Source organism: Bradyrhizobium erythrophlei, assembly GCF_042430365.1.
Taxonomy (GTDB): domain Bacteria; phylum Pseudomonadota; class Alphaproteobacteria; order Rhizobiales; family Xanthobacteraceae; genus Bradyrhizobium; species Bradyrhizobium erythrophlei.
Window position 1 is genome coordinate 59,585 of record NZ_JBHMET010000013.1, and the last position, 15,632, is coordinate 75,216.

Consider the following 15,632-nt stretch of genomic DNA (forward strand, 5'->3'; position numbering starts at 1 on the left):
CGCCTTAGGTAATGATCCTACCGCTTGACGGCCGCTTTAGTAAGGCCCGTGGCATTCGAGGCCGAAGAGATGCTGCGCATCTTGTTCGGGAGCGGCTCACGGTCGGAGCCGTTTGAGGAAGAGGATCATCATGACCCTATGATGTGGTCACGACGCTTCTGAGCTTTTTCCGAAACCTGCAGATATTGCTGCAAGCTGAATTTCGCAAAGCGCGATCGCATGGTCTCCGCGAGGTGCGACGACTTGCCGTGACAAACTGCGGACAATCACAACGCAAGCAGGAAGGCATCTTCCATTCAGTCTGACGACTTAGAATGTTGAGGGTCGAGAACGCAAATGCTCTCGCAAATCTGCGCCCTATCTGCGACCGAAAGCGCACCAGCCAAGCCTCGCGTGCAGATTTGACTGCAGGCGACGGCACATGCAACACCTTGTTTTGTCGTGACTTTTACGTTGCCAGGATTGGAGCGGGTGAAGGGAATCGAACCCTCGTATTCAGCTTGGAAGTCTTCGAATTTCTATAGTGTTTTCAACATCCATTCCGACATTTTGCAGCCTTCCGGGCGATTGAGATCCTTAGACAATTTCGCGTTGTCGGAATGGCTATGCTGCGAGTTGGCAACAGGATTTAATCGGACGGTACCGGCCAATCTCGGCGGGCGCGCGCCTTCGGATGGCGCTTACCCGCATCTTGGCAGCCGGCCGCAACGAGGCTCCGGAGTCGACCGATAAGACCAACGTCATTGGAACATGCCCCGCAGGCCGCTCCATTAACCTCCGATTAACCATGTGGGCGCCACCCTGCTGACCCATACTAGGAGTCGCAAATGGCAATGTTTCGAATTCAACTCGCCGACGGGGAAAAGAGCCTCAAGACCGACCTCAAAGCGCTCAACGAGGACTCGGCCCGTAGCGTGGCAGAGAAGTGGTTCGACGGGGCTCGTTGGCGCATTGTCGCGATTCGGCGCTTGGCCGACTAAGTCGCCTTCGTGCCGATCGGGACAAGCCGCAATCTGGAATGTCCCTAGAACATCATGAATGAAATCCCCCCGGAGTTAAGGGCGTCTCGAATACGTGCTCGACCAAGTTCGCGTCGAAGCCCTAGACGGCGGCATCCCATGAAATGCGCCGGCTCATGGCCCAAAGTTCTAAGCTGGGCACCCGAAAAGCTAAACGGACAAGACAATCTCGTCTGGCAGCAGCGTTGCCGCGCTTATGACGAAGGACGGCTTGTAATCCAGCGCTGGCGCGCAGGCTTCGCCTCAACATCCCTGACGCGCGATCGCTAGAATACCGTTTCGTACGGCAGTGCGCGAATCCGAATTTTGGAGCTTCGCTGCTTGCATCGAACGGGCACGGTCGTACGGACGATTAACGACTCAACTTTATCCCATGGGGCATGGTGATCCAGTTAGGTAAGCTACTGCTTCAAGGTGGGATGCGCGTAGTGGTCGCGAGCCTGGCGACCGTGTGTATCGCCGGCCTGCTCTACTTCGTTGCAACCCATGTTCAATCCGAAAAGCGAACGGTTGCCGTAGCGTCGTCAAAGCCAAGCTGCCTGCCCAGCCACTGCCGAACGAAAGCGCCGGGCGGTCGATGATCGTCCGAGATCTACGCTGAAAAATCGTTCGCGTAAGGCTGCGCCCAACGAGCTGCCATTTCCTGGCGATGTCCGCGACGCTTGGAGGACATGGCTTGCTGTCGACCGAACGCCGTCGCGCGTGATAGTTTAAGTCGCTCCGACAAGCCCGCTGAATAAGAGTCTGATCCTTTACGAGTCATCACAGATACTTAGCTGTAAAAACCCTTCTCAGCGGGGCAATATAGATCAATAGGTTACAACCGAAATGTAAATTACAAGTCTGCCCATTGCCGACCCGCAGCCCCAGCGTCGCGAACGTAAGTAGCAAACGAAAAGATCAACAAAAACAATGAATTTTGCTCGCGATTGCCCCCCCTTATCTCCGTTTGTTCACGGTGTTTCGGTGGTCAATCGGTGGTTGGCATGGCAGCCGCGTAGCTGCCCCTGCGTGACTGTTGCCCTTCGCAACTGCAGGACACACGTTCGAATCGTGTCGGGCGCGCATTCAGAACTTGGCCGCCGAGCGGTGAAAAACCCGAGATCACGGTTCTTACGGTGAGCACATTCGGCCCAAGCTACGCGCGGGCAGGCACAGGGATCACCGACTCGCGCCGCCGCACTGAGAACAAGGCGGCCAGCGCAAAGAAAGCTCCCGAGCCGATGGCGATGAAATCGGTCGCCAGAACCACGTGCGTCAGCGGCGCGGAAACGCCCTGTGCCGCGAGCATGTCGACCGCTCGGCCAGCCGCCAAGTTTCCAAGGGCGATCGCAAAGACATTGATGCACAGCATCGTGAACCCGGCCACCGTGGAGCGCGTCTGTGACGGCACCATGCTCATGATCGCGGCATTTGCCGACCCATAGCAGGCCAGTGGCAGAAAAAATCCGGCGCACATGCCAACATAGAACGCCCATGAGCCCGGAGCTACGAAGCGATAGGCGACCATCGGGACAGCGCACATGGCAATGAACAGCACAATGACCGCCGGGTGGCCCCCGGGAAGTCGACGCGCCAGGCGATCGCCGACGATACCACCGACGACAGACCCCGTGGCGCCAAACAGCAACTGGAATGTGCCGATGTGTGCCGCGATAGAAGACGCGTCCATGCCCCTCTCTTTCACCATCCATAGTTGAGTGAACGACAGACCGGCGAAGAGGATGTGAAGCAAGACGAACGCGATGATCAGGAACAACAGCGCCGGACGGCTCCGCATCAAGCCCAGCACCGTACGGACTTGCTGAACGAACGGTGCACCGCGCTCATGCGTCACCGCCTGGCTGCGATCTTCATTCAGGAAAGCCAGCAGCACGGCGATGACAATCCCCATCCACCCCAAGGCATAGAACGTCGAGCGCCAACCATGCGACGCTCCGAACGTGCCGGCCAGCAGGAAACTGGCGCCGATCCCCATGGGAATGCCCATGAAGAAGATGCCCATGATCGTGCTGCGCCTCTGCTCCGAGAACAGTTCCGTCAGGATTGAAACGGCAGCAGGCACCAGGGCCGCCTCTCCGCTGGCGACGAAGAAGCGCGCCAACGCCATCTGCTCGAAGCTCTGGGCGTGACCAGAAGCCCAAGTGCAGAGACTCCAGATGAACACGCCGGCGGCGATGATGCGTGTGCGGCTAAATCGATCGGCCAGCGACCCGAGGAAGAGGGCCATGAAGCCGAAGCTCAGGACCCACACAACTCCCACGAGAAAGCCGTATTGGGTGTTGCTGATCTTGAGGTCCGCGATGATCTGCGGCGAGAAGCCCAGCAACATGTTGCGGTCGATGTGAGCCAGCACGTGAATGACCAGCAAGCTGGCCAGCACCGCAGTGGGGCGCTTCTTCCAGAGCATTCTTGTCTCCAGTGGCATGATTACGCTCGCGCTATGAGTTTCTCGGTCCAGATTGCATCGAGGCCCTAGATGGCTCCGAAACGCTGCGCGTCATCGACGATCAGCGTCGAACCGGTGATGAAGGCGCTGGCTGGCGACGCCAGCAACAAGATCGCACCGTCCAATGCCTCAGGCGTGCCCACGCGCTTGCGCGGCAACTGTTCGATCATCTTTTGTCCGGCTGGAGTTTGCAGCATGGCACGGTTGATGTCGGTCTCGATGAATCCCGGATTGATGGCATTCACGTTGATGCCCTGCGCCGCCCATTCGCGACCCATGGTGCGGGTCAGGTGCTCGAGAGCCGCCTTGCTGGCCCCGTATATTCCCAGACCCGCCGGATTCGACTGTGCGGCGAGCGAACAGATGTTGATGATGCGACCCGGGGTGCGCGCCGCGGTGAGGCGCCGCGCGAAGGCTGTTGCCACGAACAGTGCCGCCTTGGTGTTCACGCCGAAGATGTGGTCAGCCGCAGCTTCGCTGACCTCGGCGAGCGGGCTGCGTCCCCCAACACCGGCGTTGTTGACCAGTGCCCACAGCGGCGACATGTCCTGCTGAATCCGGTCCAGAACCCCGGCCAACGCCTTCTGGTCGGTCACGTCCACCGAAAAGCTCCGTGCACGCCCACCCGCGCCAAGAATTTCGGTTTCGGTCTCATTCAATTGCTGCTCGCGGCGTCCCAGCAACGCCACCTCAGCGCCAGCGGCGGCGAGTGTCTTCGCCGCCTGCCGGCCGAGGCCCGATCCGGCGCCCGTGACAATCGCCGTACGGCCTGTCAAGCCGAAGCAGTGAGTGAGGAAGTTCGTGTCGATACGATCCGTCATGGATACCTTCAATTCGTCAGGATGCGATTGATCAATCTCAGGCCACCGCAACCGCTATATCGGCACCGCAGCCACTCGCGGAGTGGGTGACCCGGATCATCGAAGCACGTTCAGCTCGCTGCGAGGTTCGCATTCGAGATCTGATTGCCAACACCGAACGGCTTGTCGCCGCAGATCGTGACACGGTGCCCGTAGCGCCGATGCGGCCAGTAATCGAAGATTGCCTGGTGCTGTGCGGAACGATTGTCCCAGAAGGCGATCGAGTTCTTCTGCCATTTGAAGCGACACGACAGCTTTGGCGTCTCGATGTGTTGGAACAGGAAGGAGAGCAGCGCGTCACTCTCGGCCCGACGGAGCTGCACGATATTCGTGGTGAAGCCGCGATCGACGAACAGCAGCTTGCGGCCGGTCACCGGGTGGATGCGCACCACGGGATGCTCGAAGCGCGGGAACTGCATATCGCTGCCCTCGCCGGGCTTGCGGTCCGAATGCGCCTTCCAGGAATCGTGGATCGCGGTCAGCCCGTCGAGCATCTTGCGCAGGGGTTCCGACAGGCTCTCATAGGCCTCATACATGTTGGCGAACATCGTGTCACCGCCACCATCCTGCGGGATCTCCTGGACATAGAGGATCGAGCCCATCGGCGGCTCCTCATCGCAGGAGACGTCGGAATGCCAGGATTCGCCGGCGACGCGCTTGCTGTTCTCGTCGGCCTTGATCACAAGGATTTCAGGGTGATCCGGCAGGCCCTTCGGCGCGTTTGGATGGACGTGCAGCTTGCCGAAGCGGGCGCCGAACGCCTTTTGCTGTTCGACCGTAAGCTGCTGGTCCCGAAAGAAGATGACGAGATTTTCCATCAACGCCCGATGGATCTCGTCGAATTGCCGGTTACTCAATTGCTGCGAGAGATCGACGCCAAAGATCTCGGCACCGATCGTTGGAGTGGTTTTGCGTACCTCGATAGTTTCGTAGACCATATCCGGCTCCAGTTTGGTCAGGTGGTTAGGTGGACTTGGGAACGATGGTGGCGCACATGCGGCTCGGAAACACGCTCGTCAGGACGACACCTGCGGCCGTTCGCTGACGCCAATCATCGCGCGTGCATCAAGCAGGCCTCGACAGGCGCCGCACGACCCCAGACAGTTGCCAGGACGGCGCCCTTCAGGCGGTTCCAACGATCGAACTGCCATGGCGATGGCCGAGTATCGATGGTCATCGTCAGCGAGGCGGCCGGGACCAGCGCGCCGAACCCGCTGTCGGTCGTGCTCATGCTGCGCTGCTTGGATCGTGCACATGATCGTTCCGCCCTGTCATGTCGCCGGTTTCCGGCCGCTTTCTTGGGTTTGACCGATCAGTACTTCGGGCCGCGACGTCGCGTTTGACGATTCATGACACCGACTTTACATTTCGCGACAGGGAGGGATTTTGCGATGGTCGACCTGATCCGCGCGGCCTGCCTGACGCACTATGCGGAGACCGCGCGCAGCGTCGGGCTCGATCCGGCCAGGATGCTGAAAAGCGTGGGTCTGCCGCCGTGCGTGACCGACCCGGACGTCCGGATTCCGGGTGGCGGCGTGCGCCGCCTACTGGAGGCATCCGCGGCCGCCGCGGGGATCGACGATTTCGGCCTTCGGCTGGCCGAGCGCGGCGGGTTTTCCAACCTCGGGCCAGTGGCCGTCATCGCGCGCGACCAGCCAACCGTCGGAGCAGCGATGGAGGCGATCGGACGCTACATGCATATCCACAATGAGTCCCTGCGGCAGCGCATCGAGCGAAACGGCGAGATCGTGGTGATCATACCCGAGCTATTGCTTGGCCGCCCTGTGCCGGCAAGGCAGGCGGTAGAGCTTGCGGTAGGGGTCTCCTATCGCATTCTCAGCGCCTTTTTGGGACCGGGATGGCGGCCGTTGGACGTGCACTTCACGTATCCGGCGCCGCGCAATCGCCAGACATATCGACGCTTCTTCAAGTGCAATGTCGCGTTCGGGGCCGAATTCGATGGGATCATCTACCACAGCAGAGATATGGATCGCCCGATGGCTGCGGCAGACCCATCGATAGCGAGATACGCGCAGAGGTATATCGAGACCGTTGCAGCGCGCTCGTCGACATTTGACGGCAAAGTCCGGGAGTTGATCGCGACACTGCTGCCAAAGGGGCACTGCTCGGTGGAGCGCGTGGCCCAGCACCTGGGCTGCGACGGTCGCACCGTGCAACGCAGGCTCGCCGAGAGCGGCAAGAGCTTTTCCGAGATTGTTGACAAGGAGCGAGCCGAAGCTGTGGTTCGCCTTATCGAAGAAAAGGACCGTTCGCTCAGCGCTGTCGCGGCACTTCTGGGCTTCTCCGCGCAAAGCGCGCTTGCACGTTGGTTCCGAGAGCGATTCGGCTGCAGCATTACGGAATGGCGCAGCGATCCTCGGCGAAGGTTGACGGGTCAAAAGACACGTTGAATCCATCGTCGTGGATCTTCCGCCATATTGAATTGCGAAGAACGGCTGTCATTCGGCCCTGGTCGAGATCATCGAGGTTACCGAGTCCGATCGTCGCGAACGTTCCAGGGCTCGGCGAACGCGTCCAGGCGATCAAGGCTGGAATCCTGGAGATCGCGAATGTCCTCGTCGTCAATAAGGCGGATCTTCCGCTGGCCGGACGCGCCGTGTGCTTCAGCGCGGGGTCCGGGCGCCGATCGGCACGCTAGCGCCTTGATCCGCTTCATATTGGCGGCGTCAAGGTTGCGAGCCGATTCGCATCTTGGCTTTGCGCGGCTGCTGAAGCAGTGATGGATCCTGGGACCGATCCGCACGCGGTCGACGAGATCGGTTCTGGTTAGGTCGAGTGAAAGCAGCGATTGGAGCCCTACTTCTCAAGTATCGTTATCGCGCAAGCTGCTTCGTCAAAGCCCATGACACCGCCGCCATTCTCGGCAAGCGCGATTCGCGCCCTTTTTGCCTGACGCGCACCCGCCTCCCCACGCAACTGCAGAACAAGCTCGTGGATCATCGACAGGCCGGTGGCACCCACAGGATGTCCCTTGGAGACGAGCCCGCCGGACAGGTTTACGGGCCGCTCCCCATCGAGCGCGGTCGCGCCGGAAGCGACATAAGCACCACCCTGCCCATCTGCGCAGAATCTCAGCATTTCGGCCTGATAGATTTCGCAGAACGACGTTGCGTCGTGAACCTCGGCGATATCGATCTCCGACGGCGAAAGACCTGCCATCTTGTAGGCTTTGTCAGCCGCAATGCGTGAGAGACCTGGCTCGTCAAACGACCGGTATTTTCCGCCCGACAAGGCACTGGCCCGGACTTTGACTGCTCGCTCACGCACCTTGCTCGGCAACCTCGCGAGGTAATCTCGCGAACAGACAAGGGCCGCCGCAGCTCCATCGCCAATCGGAGCGCACATGCTTCGGGTCAGCGGATAGCTGATCTCGCGATCTGCCAGCACTTCGTCGGCAGTCATCCTGAAGCGATATTGTGCGAGAGGATTGAGACTTCCGTGGTCGTGATTCTTTGCCGCACCCGCAGCGATCTGGCGCCGCGTCGTGCCGTAACGTTTCATGTGATAGGCCGCCTGCATGGCGTAGGTATCCACGAAGATCGTGCCACGCTTTTCGGCAGCCGCGAAGGGCTTGCCGCAGGCTCGCCCGGCTTCGCCGTAATAACCGAGCCACTCGTCCGGATCCAGTTGGTCTATGCCACCGTCGAAGATCTCCTGCGTTCGCGTTGGGTTGTCGGGAACGAACGTCTTCTCTACCCCGATGGCCAGTGAAAGCTCCACTGCGCCGGAAGCGATGTCCTTCCATGCGCCATGGAAGGCCTGAGACGCCGTGGCACAGCCGCCTTCAACATTCATCGTTGGAACGCGCTCGGGAAACAGGCCTTCCCGCACCAGCGGAGAAAAGCAGACCTGCCCCCGGATATTGCGCTGTCCGAACGTGCCCATGCCGCAGTTCCCGAACCACGTCATTGCAATGTCGCGCCCAACCTCCATCCCGGCATCGGCAAGGACGGCAAGGTAGGCTTCGCGCGTCAGTGCCTTGAAGCTTGTTTGCGGCTTCTTGCCAAACGAAGTGCACGCAGTTCCGATCACGTAGACTTCCGGCATCATATCTTGCCCCCAATGTCAGATGGCAGGTGGATCAGCGCAGACGCACCGGGAGCGACTGCAATGCCCCTTCAACAGCCGCTGTCGGAGTTCGCTACCGCCACGCGTTTAACGTCGTCATACCGCGTGATGACCCACGTCTTCATGGCCGACGACCAGTGCACCGGATCACTCTCGCGCAGCCGTGCGAAGATGGGGAATGGATCGGCATTTGTCTTTGGATCCGCGAAATCGAGGTTCAGCATCGATCAAACTCTCTGTCTTCTTAGAGCGTCGGCATTCATTTGCGGAATCTGGATTCGTTTGGCGTCGTCAGCCCGCAAATGCCCTGCTCCTCGATAATTCGCGCGATGGTTCGCCCGCGATTCGTGCTCTCTTCGAGCTCTGCGAGCACCTCACGTGGCGCGGCCGTCTCTCCGTCGATCTTCAGGTGGGGTATGTCGAACAGCGCAGGCGGCATGCTCGCACAGAACGCGGCAAATCGTTCGAGCGTGGCGTTCGCTGATTCACCCCAGAAATCGACCAGCGGCGGCTTGAGGGTCTTTCCGGCAGCGTTGGCCGGCAGGCTGGTTGCGAAAACCACGTATTCCGGCGTTTCGTATCTGGCGAGATGCTTCGCGCAGTGGTCGCGGATTTCGTCGGCCGTCGCGCTCTGGCCGGGCTTGAGTACCACGACCGCCTTCAATCGCTCCGAGAACACGTGGTCGGGTACTCCGACCACCGCTGCCCGCAGGACCTTCGGGTGCAGGTACAGCTTGTTCTCGACCTCGATGCAGTAGACGTTCTGGCCGCCGCGCACGACCATGTCTTTCTTGCGATCGAGCAGCCAAAGGTAGCCCTCCTCATCGATCCTAGCCCAGTCGCCGGACAGGACAAAGCCGTCGCGGCGGAAGACTTCGGCCGTCTTGCCAGGCTCTTCCCAGTATCCCGCATTGGTCTGCTGGCCGCGGTAGGCGACCTCGCCGATGACATTGGGTTCGAGGATTTCGTTGCCGGCATCGTCGAAGATCGCAATGTCGGTGTTCGGCGTTGCGAGACCGCAACTCGTGATCTTGCGGATCGCGTCCTCGGTTGGCAGCGCGAAGCCGAGCGCAGTGCTTTCCGAGACTGAGCCGGCGTTCACCATCGCGATCGGCGCGAATTCCTGGTTGAGCTGGTTAATAAACGTCTCTGATGAGGCATGACCGCCAAAGATGATTTTCTTCAGCGTCGAGCAGTCATGGCTTCGGAACTCCGGATGGTTCATCATCATCCAGAGCATGATCGGCGCCGCAACCGCCCATGTCGCCCGCTCGGCCTCGATGAGCTTGATCGCGTCGAGCGGCGTAAAGGCCGCCATGATCACGCATTTGCCGCCGCTCAGCAGCGCCGGCAGGAAATCCGCATAGACGGCGGTGTTGTGATAGAGCGGCGGCATGCACAGATTGACGTCGTCAACGCCGAGCCCCTTGGCGGCCATGACAACGTTCTGGGCGCAGCCAAGCGCGTTGATGTGCATGGCCATAGTGCCCTTCGGCACACCGGTCGTGCCGGAAGTAAACGAGATTGCGCAGAGATCCCACTCGTCGACTGCCTCGTGCTCGACCGGCTTCGTCCCGGGGCCAGTCAGCTCGGCGAAGGGAAGCGTTCCCTGCGGCGCCTCTCCGCCAATGACAAACACGGCCTTTACGCTCTCGAGGCTGCCTCGCACCGATTCGAGCTTGTCGTTCCAGACCTCGGGCGAGACCACGAGGCCCTTGGCGCCTACCTTGTTGATCTGCGCCGCCAACCCCTCCGCGTGCAGGCCGAGGTTGACCGGAACCGCTATGCCACCGAGTTGGATGATTGCGAGATAGCTGGTCACGTATTCTGGACACCCGGCCGTCAGCAGGCAGAGCCGATCGCCCTTGCGAAAGCCGAAGTCCTGCCGAAGCCGCGCGGCAACGCGCTGAACTTGGCTGCCGATATCGCCCCAGGTCATTCTCTGGCCGCCGGGATGGAAGACATAGGCTTCGCGATCGGGCCAGCGCGCTACATTGGTCGCAAGGCACTGCGAAATACTGCGCGGCCGGTCGCGATAGGCGCAGATTTCCGAACCTTCCCACGCGATGCCGCGCCAGTGCGGAGCTGTGATCCTGACGACCTGCCCGGCAAGCTCCGGATAGACGTCACGCCACGACTTGCACACACCCCTCGCCGGGCCCCTCACCTCCCAAGCTCCCATTTTCCCTCCTCGCTGATCCGGGCATTCAACCATCCTGAGCCTGCCAATCTCGCTACCAAACAACTGTTTGTTTGGCAACCCCTTGCCGTCCTCGACGGGGCAGAGCATGTCAGGTAAGAGACGTTTCAGCCCGAACGCGAACCGGTCCGATGATTGCGAAAAGACGCGCCCGCCCCACGCCACGAACTCAATCGACAAAGGCAGCACGCCGGCCGCACAAGGACGACAGGCGGCAAGAGCTTCCGGATGACCGTCGACAGGTGCTGATCAACGAGGCGGCCCGGCTGTTCGGCAGCAAGGGCTACGAAAACACCTCGATGCGCGACATCGCGGCGGCGGTCGGCATCCTGCCTGGATCGCTGTATCACCACTTTCCCTCCAAGGAGGAACTGTTCGTCGCCGTCTATTCCTTTGCGGTGTCGCAATCGCGCGAGGCAGTGAATGCGGCCATCGAAGGCCGCATGGATCCGTGGACTCGGCTAGAAGCCGCCTGCATCGCGCATGCGCAAGGCTTGCTCGAGAGAAACCGCTTCGCCGCGGTCCTGGTCTCACACCTGTCGGTCACCAGCCTGCCGGAAGAGGTGGCTACCCTGCGCGACAGCTACGAATCCATTTTCAAGGATCTGATCTCGGCGCTCACGCTGCCCGCAGGGATCGATCAACGCATCTTCAGACTTGGACTGCTGGGTGCAATGAACTGGGCGATCACCTGGTATCGGCCCGGCGGCGAGACACCTGCGAGCATCGTGCGGAAACTGCTTAACATCATTCGGCGCGAGTAAGCGGTTCGATCGGAATTCAGATACTGCTGCAGTTGTTCAGGCGCTCCGCAATCCGCGCAAAGGCCTCGCCAGCAAGCCTTCCATCCCTGACGGATGTTCCAGCCCCCAAGCGGCGGCCGCGTCCCGTGATGACTGCACGAAGAGGAGACGGCGAGAAATCGCCGCGCTCAGCGTCTCGATACCATCGCGCCCGCCCGAGCCTGTCATGATGGCCGGCGGCTCCCGCTCCGTCTGAAGTCGTCGGCGCAGTTTTGTCACGGCACGAAGTTCGCCGCGCACCCGAGGCCGGAATTGACGCACAATTCTCTGCTTCAGGGTATCAAGGACGAAGCCGCGGGCGCCGATCATCAACCCTGTTGGCTTTCGAAATCGCCCGCTCCAGCGAATTCGGCGGCAGCACCTCGACCTCGAAATTGATGTTGGTATCGTTCTTCAGTCGGCGCTTGACCTGCTTGGCCAGCTCGATTTCGAATTCCGCCAGATTATCCATCTTGGCCGCCGGATCGCGTTCGACACGCACGGTCGCCGTGTCCAGCGCGCCATTGCGTTCGAGCAGAATCTTGAACTCGATCCCCGTGCCCGGCACCGACAGCAGGGAACGCTGGACCTGACTCGGATAGACATTGGCGCCGCGGATCAGGAGCATGTCGTCCAGGCGACCATACACACCCATCGGGAGGCGCGGATAGGTCCGGCCACAGCCGCAAGGCGCATGCGTCATGTGCGACTCATCGCCAGAATAGAAACGAATCATTGGCTGCGACTGCCGCCGCAGATGCGTGTAGACGACCGCCCCGCTCTCCCCGTCTGGAAGCGCGCGGTTGGGATTGTCCTTCGCGACGATCTCGGTCCAGACCTCATCCTGCATCACATGCACGCCCTGGCCCATCTCGCATTCCGCGTTGGTACCCCACGGGGCGAGGTGGTGAGTTGCCTGCGTCGCGAACTCGGTTTCGGACATCCATTGATCGTTGCCTGAGCAATGACCTCGGATTCCATCGCAACATCACTCCCGGTACGGCTGCGGGCCGGCGATGCCAGGGCCATCGCACGCGCCATCACGATCGCCGAAGCAGGTGGCGCCGCCGCCGCCAGCCTGCATCGCGCTGTGCTGCCGCAGACAGGGAGCGCGCTCACAGTCGGCTTCACCGGGCCGCCCGGTGCCGGAAAGTCGACACTGATCGACACGTTCGTGGCCGAGTTGCGCAGGAGCGGACAGACGGTGGCCGTAGCGGCAGTCGATCCCTCGAGCCCGCTCTCAGGGGGCGCAGTGCTCGGCGACAGGGTGCGGATGGGGCGGCATATTGAAGACGCCGGCGTATTCATCCGCTCGATTGCCTCGCGCGGCCATCTCGGCGGGTTGACCGACAGCATTCAGCCGATCGTCGACATCCTCGATTTCGCGGGCCGTGACGTGATCGTGATCGAGACCGTTGGAGCTGGGCAGTCCGAGGTCGAGATCGTCGAGGTTGCCGATGTCCGGGTTGTCGTGAACGCTCCTGGCATCGGCGATGACGTCCAGGCGATCAAGGCCGGGATACTGGAGATCGCCAATGTCCTCGTCGTCAATAAGGCCGATCTGCCCCTGGCCGCGCGCACCGTCCGGCAGCTCCGCAGCATGTTGAGCCTGCGCCGCGAGACCGACAGGAATGTGCCGGTCATCGAGACCGTGGCAAGCTCCGGCCAGGGCGTCGTCGAGCTGGTTGAAGCTGTTTTCAATGTCGCGCCGCGAACGCCGGCCGAGCGTCAAGCGCACCGTCGCACCCGCATTCATCGTCTCCTCGCGGAGACCGCCGCGGCCGAGGTCCGACGCTCCATCTTGGAACGGACCGACGAACCATTCCTGAACATGCTGCGGCAGGTCGAGGCGGGCGAAGTTTCGAACGCCGCTGCGACGCGCGCGGCGCTGGGCTCGTACCACGAGGCGCGTGACCGCGTCTCTAACCCGCACACGAGCAGCAGCAGACGCGATGAACCCGTTACCTGACGATCCAAAGCAACTGGCAGAGCATTGCGCCGCCTTCATGCTCTCTGGCGACGCACCCGCCAAGGCATTCAGCTTTACGCTTCGCCGGGCCGGCCCCGGCGAGGCCGAGCTTGAGATGACCATCTCTCAAGCCGGCCTGAACGTGTTCGGAACATGTCATGGCGGCGTCCTGTTCACCCTGGCCGATACGGCATTCTCGATCGCCTGCAACAGCCACGGCCGGCCGTCGGTTGCGCAACAATGCAGCATCACGTTCGTGCGCCCTGCACACCCCGGCGATCGCCTGATTGCGCACGTCCGGGAGCGCTGCCGCACGGGCCGCACGGCGATCTATGACTGCAGCCTCATCAATGCGGCGAACGGGAAGATCGTGGCGGAATTCCGCGGCCATTCCCGGACCATCGCCGACGCGATGCACTCTCACGCCGGATCGCTCACGGCGCGATGATCTCGCATCGGCTGTCGCGCTGTGGCAATCAGCCTGCTCGCGCGATCCATCGCCGCCAGGCACGGGTTCGAGTTCGGGGACGCCGAGCCATCAATGCCGGCATTCGCCGGCGCCGGCCGGGAGCGCGCCCCAGACCTTATCATCGCGGGTGTCGCCTTGCCCCTCGGGGCGGATATTGCCATTCTCACTGGAATCTGCTTCCACAGCGACCATAGGCTGCTCGAACCAGCCGGCCAGTATTTTGACAGGGAGCTTGATCAGACATGCCGTCATCCGTGCGTTCCGGCGACCGATCTCGTCGGCTGGCGGAGGCGCGCCGACCAAAGAGATCGCTCGCGGGCACTGGGCGCAAGACCGCCCGCGACAAAAATCCCACGGCAGCCGCGACAAAGTCCGAGCGCTCGCGAGACCTGATCTTGCAGTCCGCAGCACAACTGTTTCGGCGCCAAGGATTTTCGGCCACGACGCTACGCCAGATCGCCGCTAGGGCAAAAATAAAGGCCGGCAGCATCTACTACCATTTTGATTCCAAGGAAGAGATCCTTGACGAGGTCCTGGACCGCGGCCTCCGTCACGTCTTCGAAACCGTAAAGAATGCGGTCGAGCGGGCAGGCAAGGTGTCGCACCGGCGCAGGATCGGCCTCGCGATCGAGGCCCACCTTGTCGCGCTGCTCGAGACCAGCGACTTCACGTCAGCCAATATCCGCATCTACGGTCAATTGCCGGAGCATTTGAAGAAGCCGCATCGGCCGTTGCGGCGCGCCTACGCCGAATATTGGGACAAGCTCTTCATCGAGGCGCGGCGCGCCGGCGAGATCCGGGCCGACATGGAGGTGGTGCCGTTGCGCATGTTCGTGATCGGCTCCCTCAACTGGACGATCGAATGGTTCAAGCTAGAAAACCGCGATGCGGTACTTGAACTTGCGCACCGCACGGAGCTGCTGATCTTCGAGGGCGTTCGCACCTCCTGAGGCACACTACCTGCCCTGCCACACCGGCTTGCGCCTCTCCGCGAAGGCTTTCGGCCCCTCGACGGCATCGAGACTTGCATAGGTCTCGATATGGAGCCGCTCGGCTTCGACGAGTCCTTGCGCGTAGCCGAGATCCATCGCGGCGAGCACGCTGGCCTTGGCCGCCTTGACCGACAGCGGCGCGCCCTCCACAATCTTGAGCGCCAGCTCCTGCGCACGCCCCCGGACCGCCTGCGGCGTTTCTTCGAGAGAATTGACAAACCCATGCTCGGCCAGTCGCTCGATCGGCATCGTCTCTCCGGTGAGAACCATTTCCATCAGCATTGGCTGCGGCAGCATCCACAGCAACGGCACTGCCCAGGGCGTCCCGCGCCCCATCTTCACTTCAGTGATCCCGGCACGCATGCCGCGCAACGCGACCCTCAGGTCGCACTTCAGCGCCAGCATCATCCCGCCGGCCATCAAGGAACCGGTCATGGCGGCGATGATCGGCTTGGAGACCTTCCGCATCGCATTCTGCATCGGATCGCGCATCAGCGTCAGGATATCCACTCCATCCCGCGCCCGGATCTCCGCTGCCTGTTTCAGGTCGAGTCCCGCGCAGAACACGCCGCAGTCCGCCGAGGTCAGAATGACGACGCGCACCGACGGATCGGCTTCCACCCTGCTCCATGCATCCGTCAAACCATTCATGGCCTCGACTGACAGCGCGTTCTTCCGCTCAGGGCGGTCGATCGTCACAGTCGCAATGCCGCCCTCGACCGCATAGAGGACCTGTTCTTTGTGAGTCACAATATCTTCTTCCTTGTATTCTAACATTTGTTAGAATACATCGCCGCACGCCG

17 protein-coding genes are annotated in these 15,632 nt (G+C 61.4%); 7 read left to right on the plus strand and 10 right to left on the minus strand.

Features of this window, described 5'->3' with window-relative positions:
- Nucleotides 1–827 precede the first annotated feature (827 nt).
- Entirely contained in the window at nt 828–980 is a 153-nt protein-coding gene (locus ACFFWD_RS01650) for a hypothetical protein (RefSeq protein ID WP_157860843.1), read from the plus strand.
- A gap of 1,177 nt (nt 981–2,157) precedes the next feature.
- On the opposite strand, the gene ACFFWD_RS01655 is transcribed toward ACFFWD_RS01650, so the two are convergent.
- From ACFFWD_RS01655 to ACFFWD_RS01670, 4 genes are all read right to left on the minus strand, one after another.
- A complete protein-coding gene (locus tag ACFFWD_RS01655; protein ID WP_376960770.1) occupies nt 2,158–3,429 on the minus strand; it encodes an MFS transporter in 1,272 nt (423 codons plus the stop codon).
- A 65-nt stretch (nt 3,430–3,494) separates the two neighbouring features.
- The gene (locus ACFFWD_RS01660) at nt 3,495–4,289 is read right to left on the minus strand and encodes an SDR family NAD(P)-dependent oxidoreductase (RefSeq protein ID WP_376960772.1); all 795 of its coding nucleotides are present in this window, start codon (nt 4,287–4,289) and stop codon (nt 3,495–3,497) included.
- A gap of 110 nt (nt 4,290–4,399) precedes the next feature.
- Nucleotides 4,400–5,266, minus strand: coding sequence for a TauD/TfdA dioxygenase family protein (locus tag ACFFWD_RS01665; RefSeq protein ID WP_376960774.1), 867 nt, complete (start codon nt 5,264–5,266; stop codon nt 4,400–4,402).
- 113 nt (nt 5,267–5,379) lie between these two features.
- Nucleotides 5,380–5,559 carry a hypothetical protein gene (locus ACFFWD_RS01670; protein ID WP_376960776.1) on the minus strand — a complete coding sequence of 60 codons (180 nt, stop codon included), beginning with the start codon at nt 5,557–5,559 and terminating at the stop codon, nt 5,380–5,382.
- A 160-nt stretch (nt 5,560–5,719) separates the two neighbouring features.
- Between ACFFWD_RS01670 and ACFFWD_RS01675 the strand changes: the two genes are divergently transcribed.
- Nucleotides 5,720–6,739 carry an AraC family transcriptional regulator gene (locus ACFFWD_RS01675; protein ID WP_376960778.1) on the plus strand — a complete coding sequence of 340 codons (1,020 nt, stop codon included), beginning with the start codon at nt 5,720–5,722 and terminating at the stop codon, nt 6,737–6,739.
- On the plus strand, nt 6,691–6,987 hold the full coding sequence (locus ACFFWD_RS01680) for a hypothetical protein (protein ID WP_376960781.1): 297 nt from the start codon (nt 6,691–6,693) through the stop codon (nt 6,985–6,987). Before ACFFWD_RS01675 ends, ACFFWD_RS01680 begins: the two co-directional genes overlap by 49 nt.
- 158 nt (nt 6,988–7,145) lie before the next feature.
- Here the strand turns inward: ACFFWD_RS01680 and ACFFWD_RS01685 are convergent, their stop codons facing one another.
- From ACFFWD_RS01685 to ACFFWD_RS01695, 3 genes are all read right to left on the minus strand, one after another.
- Nucleotides 7,146–8,399, minus strand: coding sequence for a thiolase family protein (locus ACFFWD_RS01685; RefSeq protein WP_376960784.1), 1,254 nt, complete (start codon nt 8,397–8,399; stop codon nt 7,146–7,148).
- Between the two features lie 68 nt (nt 8,400–8,467).
- Entirely contained in the window at nt 8,468–8,641 is a 174-nt protein-coding gene (locus ACFFWD_RS01690) for a hypothetical protein (RefSeq protein ID WP_376960786.1), read from the minus strand.
- 35 nt (nt 8,642–8,676) lie between these two features.
- Entirely contained in the window at nt 8,677–10,599 is a 1,923-nt protein-coding gene (locus tag ACFFWD_RS01695) for a class I adenylate-forming enzyme family protein (protein ID WP_376960789.1), read from the minus strand.
- A 260-nt stretch (nt 10,600–10,859) separates the two neighbouring features.
- Between ACFFWD_RS01695 and ACFFWD_RS01700 the strand changes: the two genes are divergently transcribed.
- The gene (locus tag ACFFWD_RS01700) at nt 10,860–11,381 is read left to right on the plus strand and encodes a TetR/AcrR family transcriptional regulator (RefSeq protein WP_376960791.1); all 522 of its coding nucleotides are present in this window, start codon (nt 10,860–10,862) and stop codon (nt 11,379–11,381) included.
- A gap of 319 nt (nt 11,382–11,700) precedes the next feature.
- On the opposite strand, the gene ACFFWD_RS01705 is transcribed toward ACFFWD_RS01700, so the two are convergent.
- Entirely contained in the window at nt 11,701–12,342 is a 642-nt protein-coding gene (locus ACFFWD_RS01705; protein ID WP_376960793.1) for a phenylacetate--CoA ligase family protein, read from the minus strand.
- Nucleotides 12,343–12,363: 21 nt separating this feature from the next.
- Here ACFFWD_RS01705 and meaB point away from each other — a divergent pair, with 21 nt between their 5' ends.
- Complete coding sequence (gene meaB / locus ACFFWD_RS01710) at nt 12,364–13,368, plus strand: methylmalonyl Co-A mutase-associated GTPase MeaB (protein ID WP_376960795.1); 1,005 nt, start codon at nt 12,364–12,366, stop codon at nt 13,366–13,368.
- Complete coding sequence (gene paaI, locus ACFFWD_RS01715; RefSeq protein ID WP_376960798.1) at nt 13,352–13,816, plus strand: hydroxyphenylacetyl-CoA thioesterase PaaI; 465 nt, start codon at nt 13,352–13,354, stop codon at nt 13,814–13,816. Before meaB ends, paaI begins: the two co-directional genes overlap by 17 nt.
- A 90-nt stretch (nt 13,817–13,906) precedes the next feature.
- Here the strand turns inward: paaI and ACFFWD_RS01720 are convergent, their stop codons facing one another.
- Nucleotides 13,907–14,089 (minus strand): hypothetical protein, encoded by a 183-nt coding sequence (locus ACFFWD_RS01720; RefSeq protein ID WP_376960800.1) that lies wholly within the window; start codon nt 14,087–14,089, stop codon nt 13,907–13,909.
- Nucleotides 14,090–14,232: 143 nt separating this feature from the next.
- Between ACFFWD_RS01720 and ACFFWD_RS01725 the strand changes: the two genes are divergently transcribed.
- Nucleotides 14,233–14,787 carry a TetR/AcrR family transcriptional regulator gene (locus ACFFWD_RS01725; RefSeq protein ID WP_376960802.1) on the plus strand — a complete coding sequence of 185 codons (555 nt, stop codon included), beginning with the start codon at nt 14,233–14,235 and terminating at the stop codon, nt 14,785–14,787.
- Nucleotides 14,788–14,793: 6 nt separating this feature from the next.
- Here the strand turns inward: ACFFWD_RS01725 and ACFFWD_RS01730 are convergent, their stop codons facing one another.
- Nucleotides 14,794–15,606 carry an enoyl-CoA hydratase/isomerase family protein gene (locus ACFFWD_RS01730; protein ID WP_376960804.1) on the minus strand — a complete coding sequence of 271 codons (813 nt, stop codon included), beginning with the start codon at nt 15,604–15,606 and terminating at the stop codon, nt 14,794–14,796.
- Nucleotides 15,607–15,632 lie beyond the last annotated feature (26 nt).

What these genes read in the sequence shown, in the direction of transcription:
- ACFFWD_RS01650 (WP_157860843.1), top strand. Translation starts at nt 828, where the DNA reads ATGGCAATGTTTCGAATTCAACTCGCCGACGGGGAAAAGAGCCTCAAG.
- ACFFWD_RS01655 (WP_376960770.1), bottom strand. Translation starts at nt 3,429, where the DNA reads ATGCTCTGGAAGAAGCGCCCCACTGCGGTGCTGGCCAGCTTGCTGGTC.
- ACFFWD_RS01660 (WP_376960772.1), bottom strand. Translation starts at nt 4,289, where the DNA reads ATGACGGATCGTATCGACACGAACTTCCTCACTCACTGCTTCGGCTTG.
- ACFFWD_RS01665 (WP_376960774.1), bottom strand. Translation starts at nt 5,266, where the DNA reads ATGGTCTACGAAACTATCGAGGTACGCAAAACCACTCCAACGATCGGT.
- ACFFWD_RS01670 (WP_376960776.1), bottom strand. Translation starts at nt 5,559, where the DNA reads ATGAGCACGACCGACAGCGGGTTCGGCGCGCTGGTCCCGGCCGCCTCG.
- ACFFWD_RS01675 (WP_376960778.1), top strand. Translation starts at nt 5,720, where the DNA reads ATGGTCGACCTGATCCGCGCGGCCTGCCTGACGCACTATGCGGAGACC.
- ACFFWD_RS01680 (WP_376960781.1), top strand. Translation starts at nt 6,691, where the DNA reads ATGGCGCAGCGATCCTCGGCGAAGGTTGACGGGTCAAAAGACACGTTG.
- ACFFWD_RS01685 (WP_376960784.1), bottom strand. Translation starts at nt 8,399, where the DNA reads ATGATGCCGGAAGTCTACGTGATCGGAACTGCGTGCACTTCGTTTGGC.
- ACFFWD_RS01690 (WP_376960786.1), bottom strand. Translation starts at nt 8,641, where the DNA reads ATGCTGAACCTCGATTTCGCGGATCCAAAGACAAATGCCGATCCATTC.
- ACFFWD_RS01695 (WP_376960789.1), bottom strand. Translation starts at nt 10,599, where the DNA reads ATGGGAGCTTGGGAGGTGAGGGGCCCGGCGAGGGGTGTGTGCAAGTCG.
- ACFFWD_RS01705 (WP_376960793.1), bottom strand. Translation starts at nt 12,342, where the DNA reads ATGTCCGAAACCGAGTTCGCGACGCAGGCAACTCACCACCTCGCCCCG.
- meaB (WP_376960795.1), top strand. Translation starts at nt 12,364, where the DNA reads ATGACCTCGGATTCCATCGCAACATCACTCCCGGTACGGCTGCGGGCC.
- paaI (WP_376960798.1), top strand. Translation starts at nt 13,352, where the DNA reads ATGAACCCGTTACCTGACGATCCAAAGCAACTGGCAGAGCATTGCGCC.
- ACFFWD_RS01720 (WP_376960800.1), bottom strand. Translation starts at nt 14,089, where the DNA reads ATGACGGCATGTCTGATCAAGCTCCCTGTCAAAATACTGGCCGGCTGG.
- ACFFWD_RS01730 (WP_376960804.1), bottom strand. Translation starts at nt 15,606, where the DNA reads ATGTTAGAATACAAGGAAGAAGATATTGTGACTCACAAAGAACAGGTC.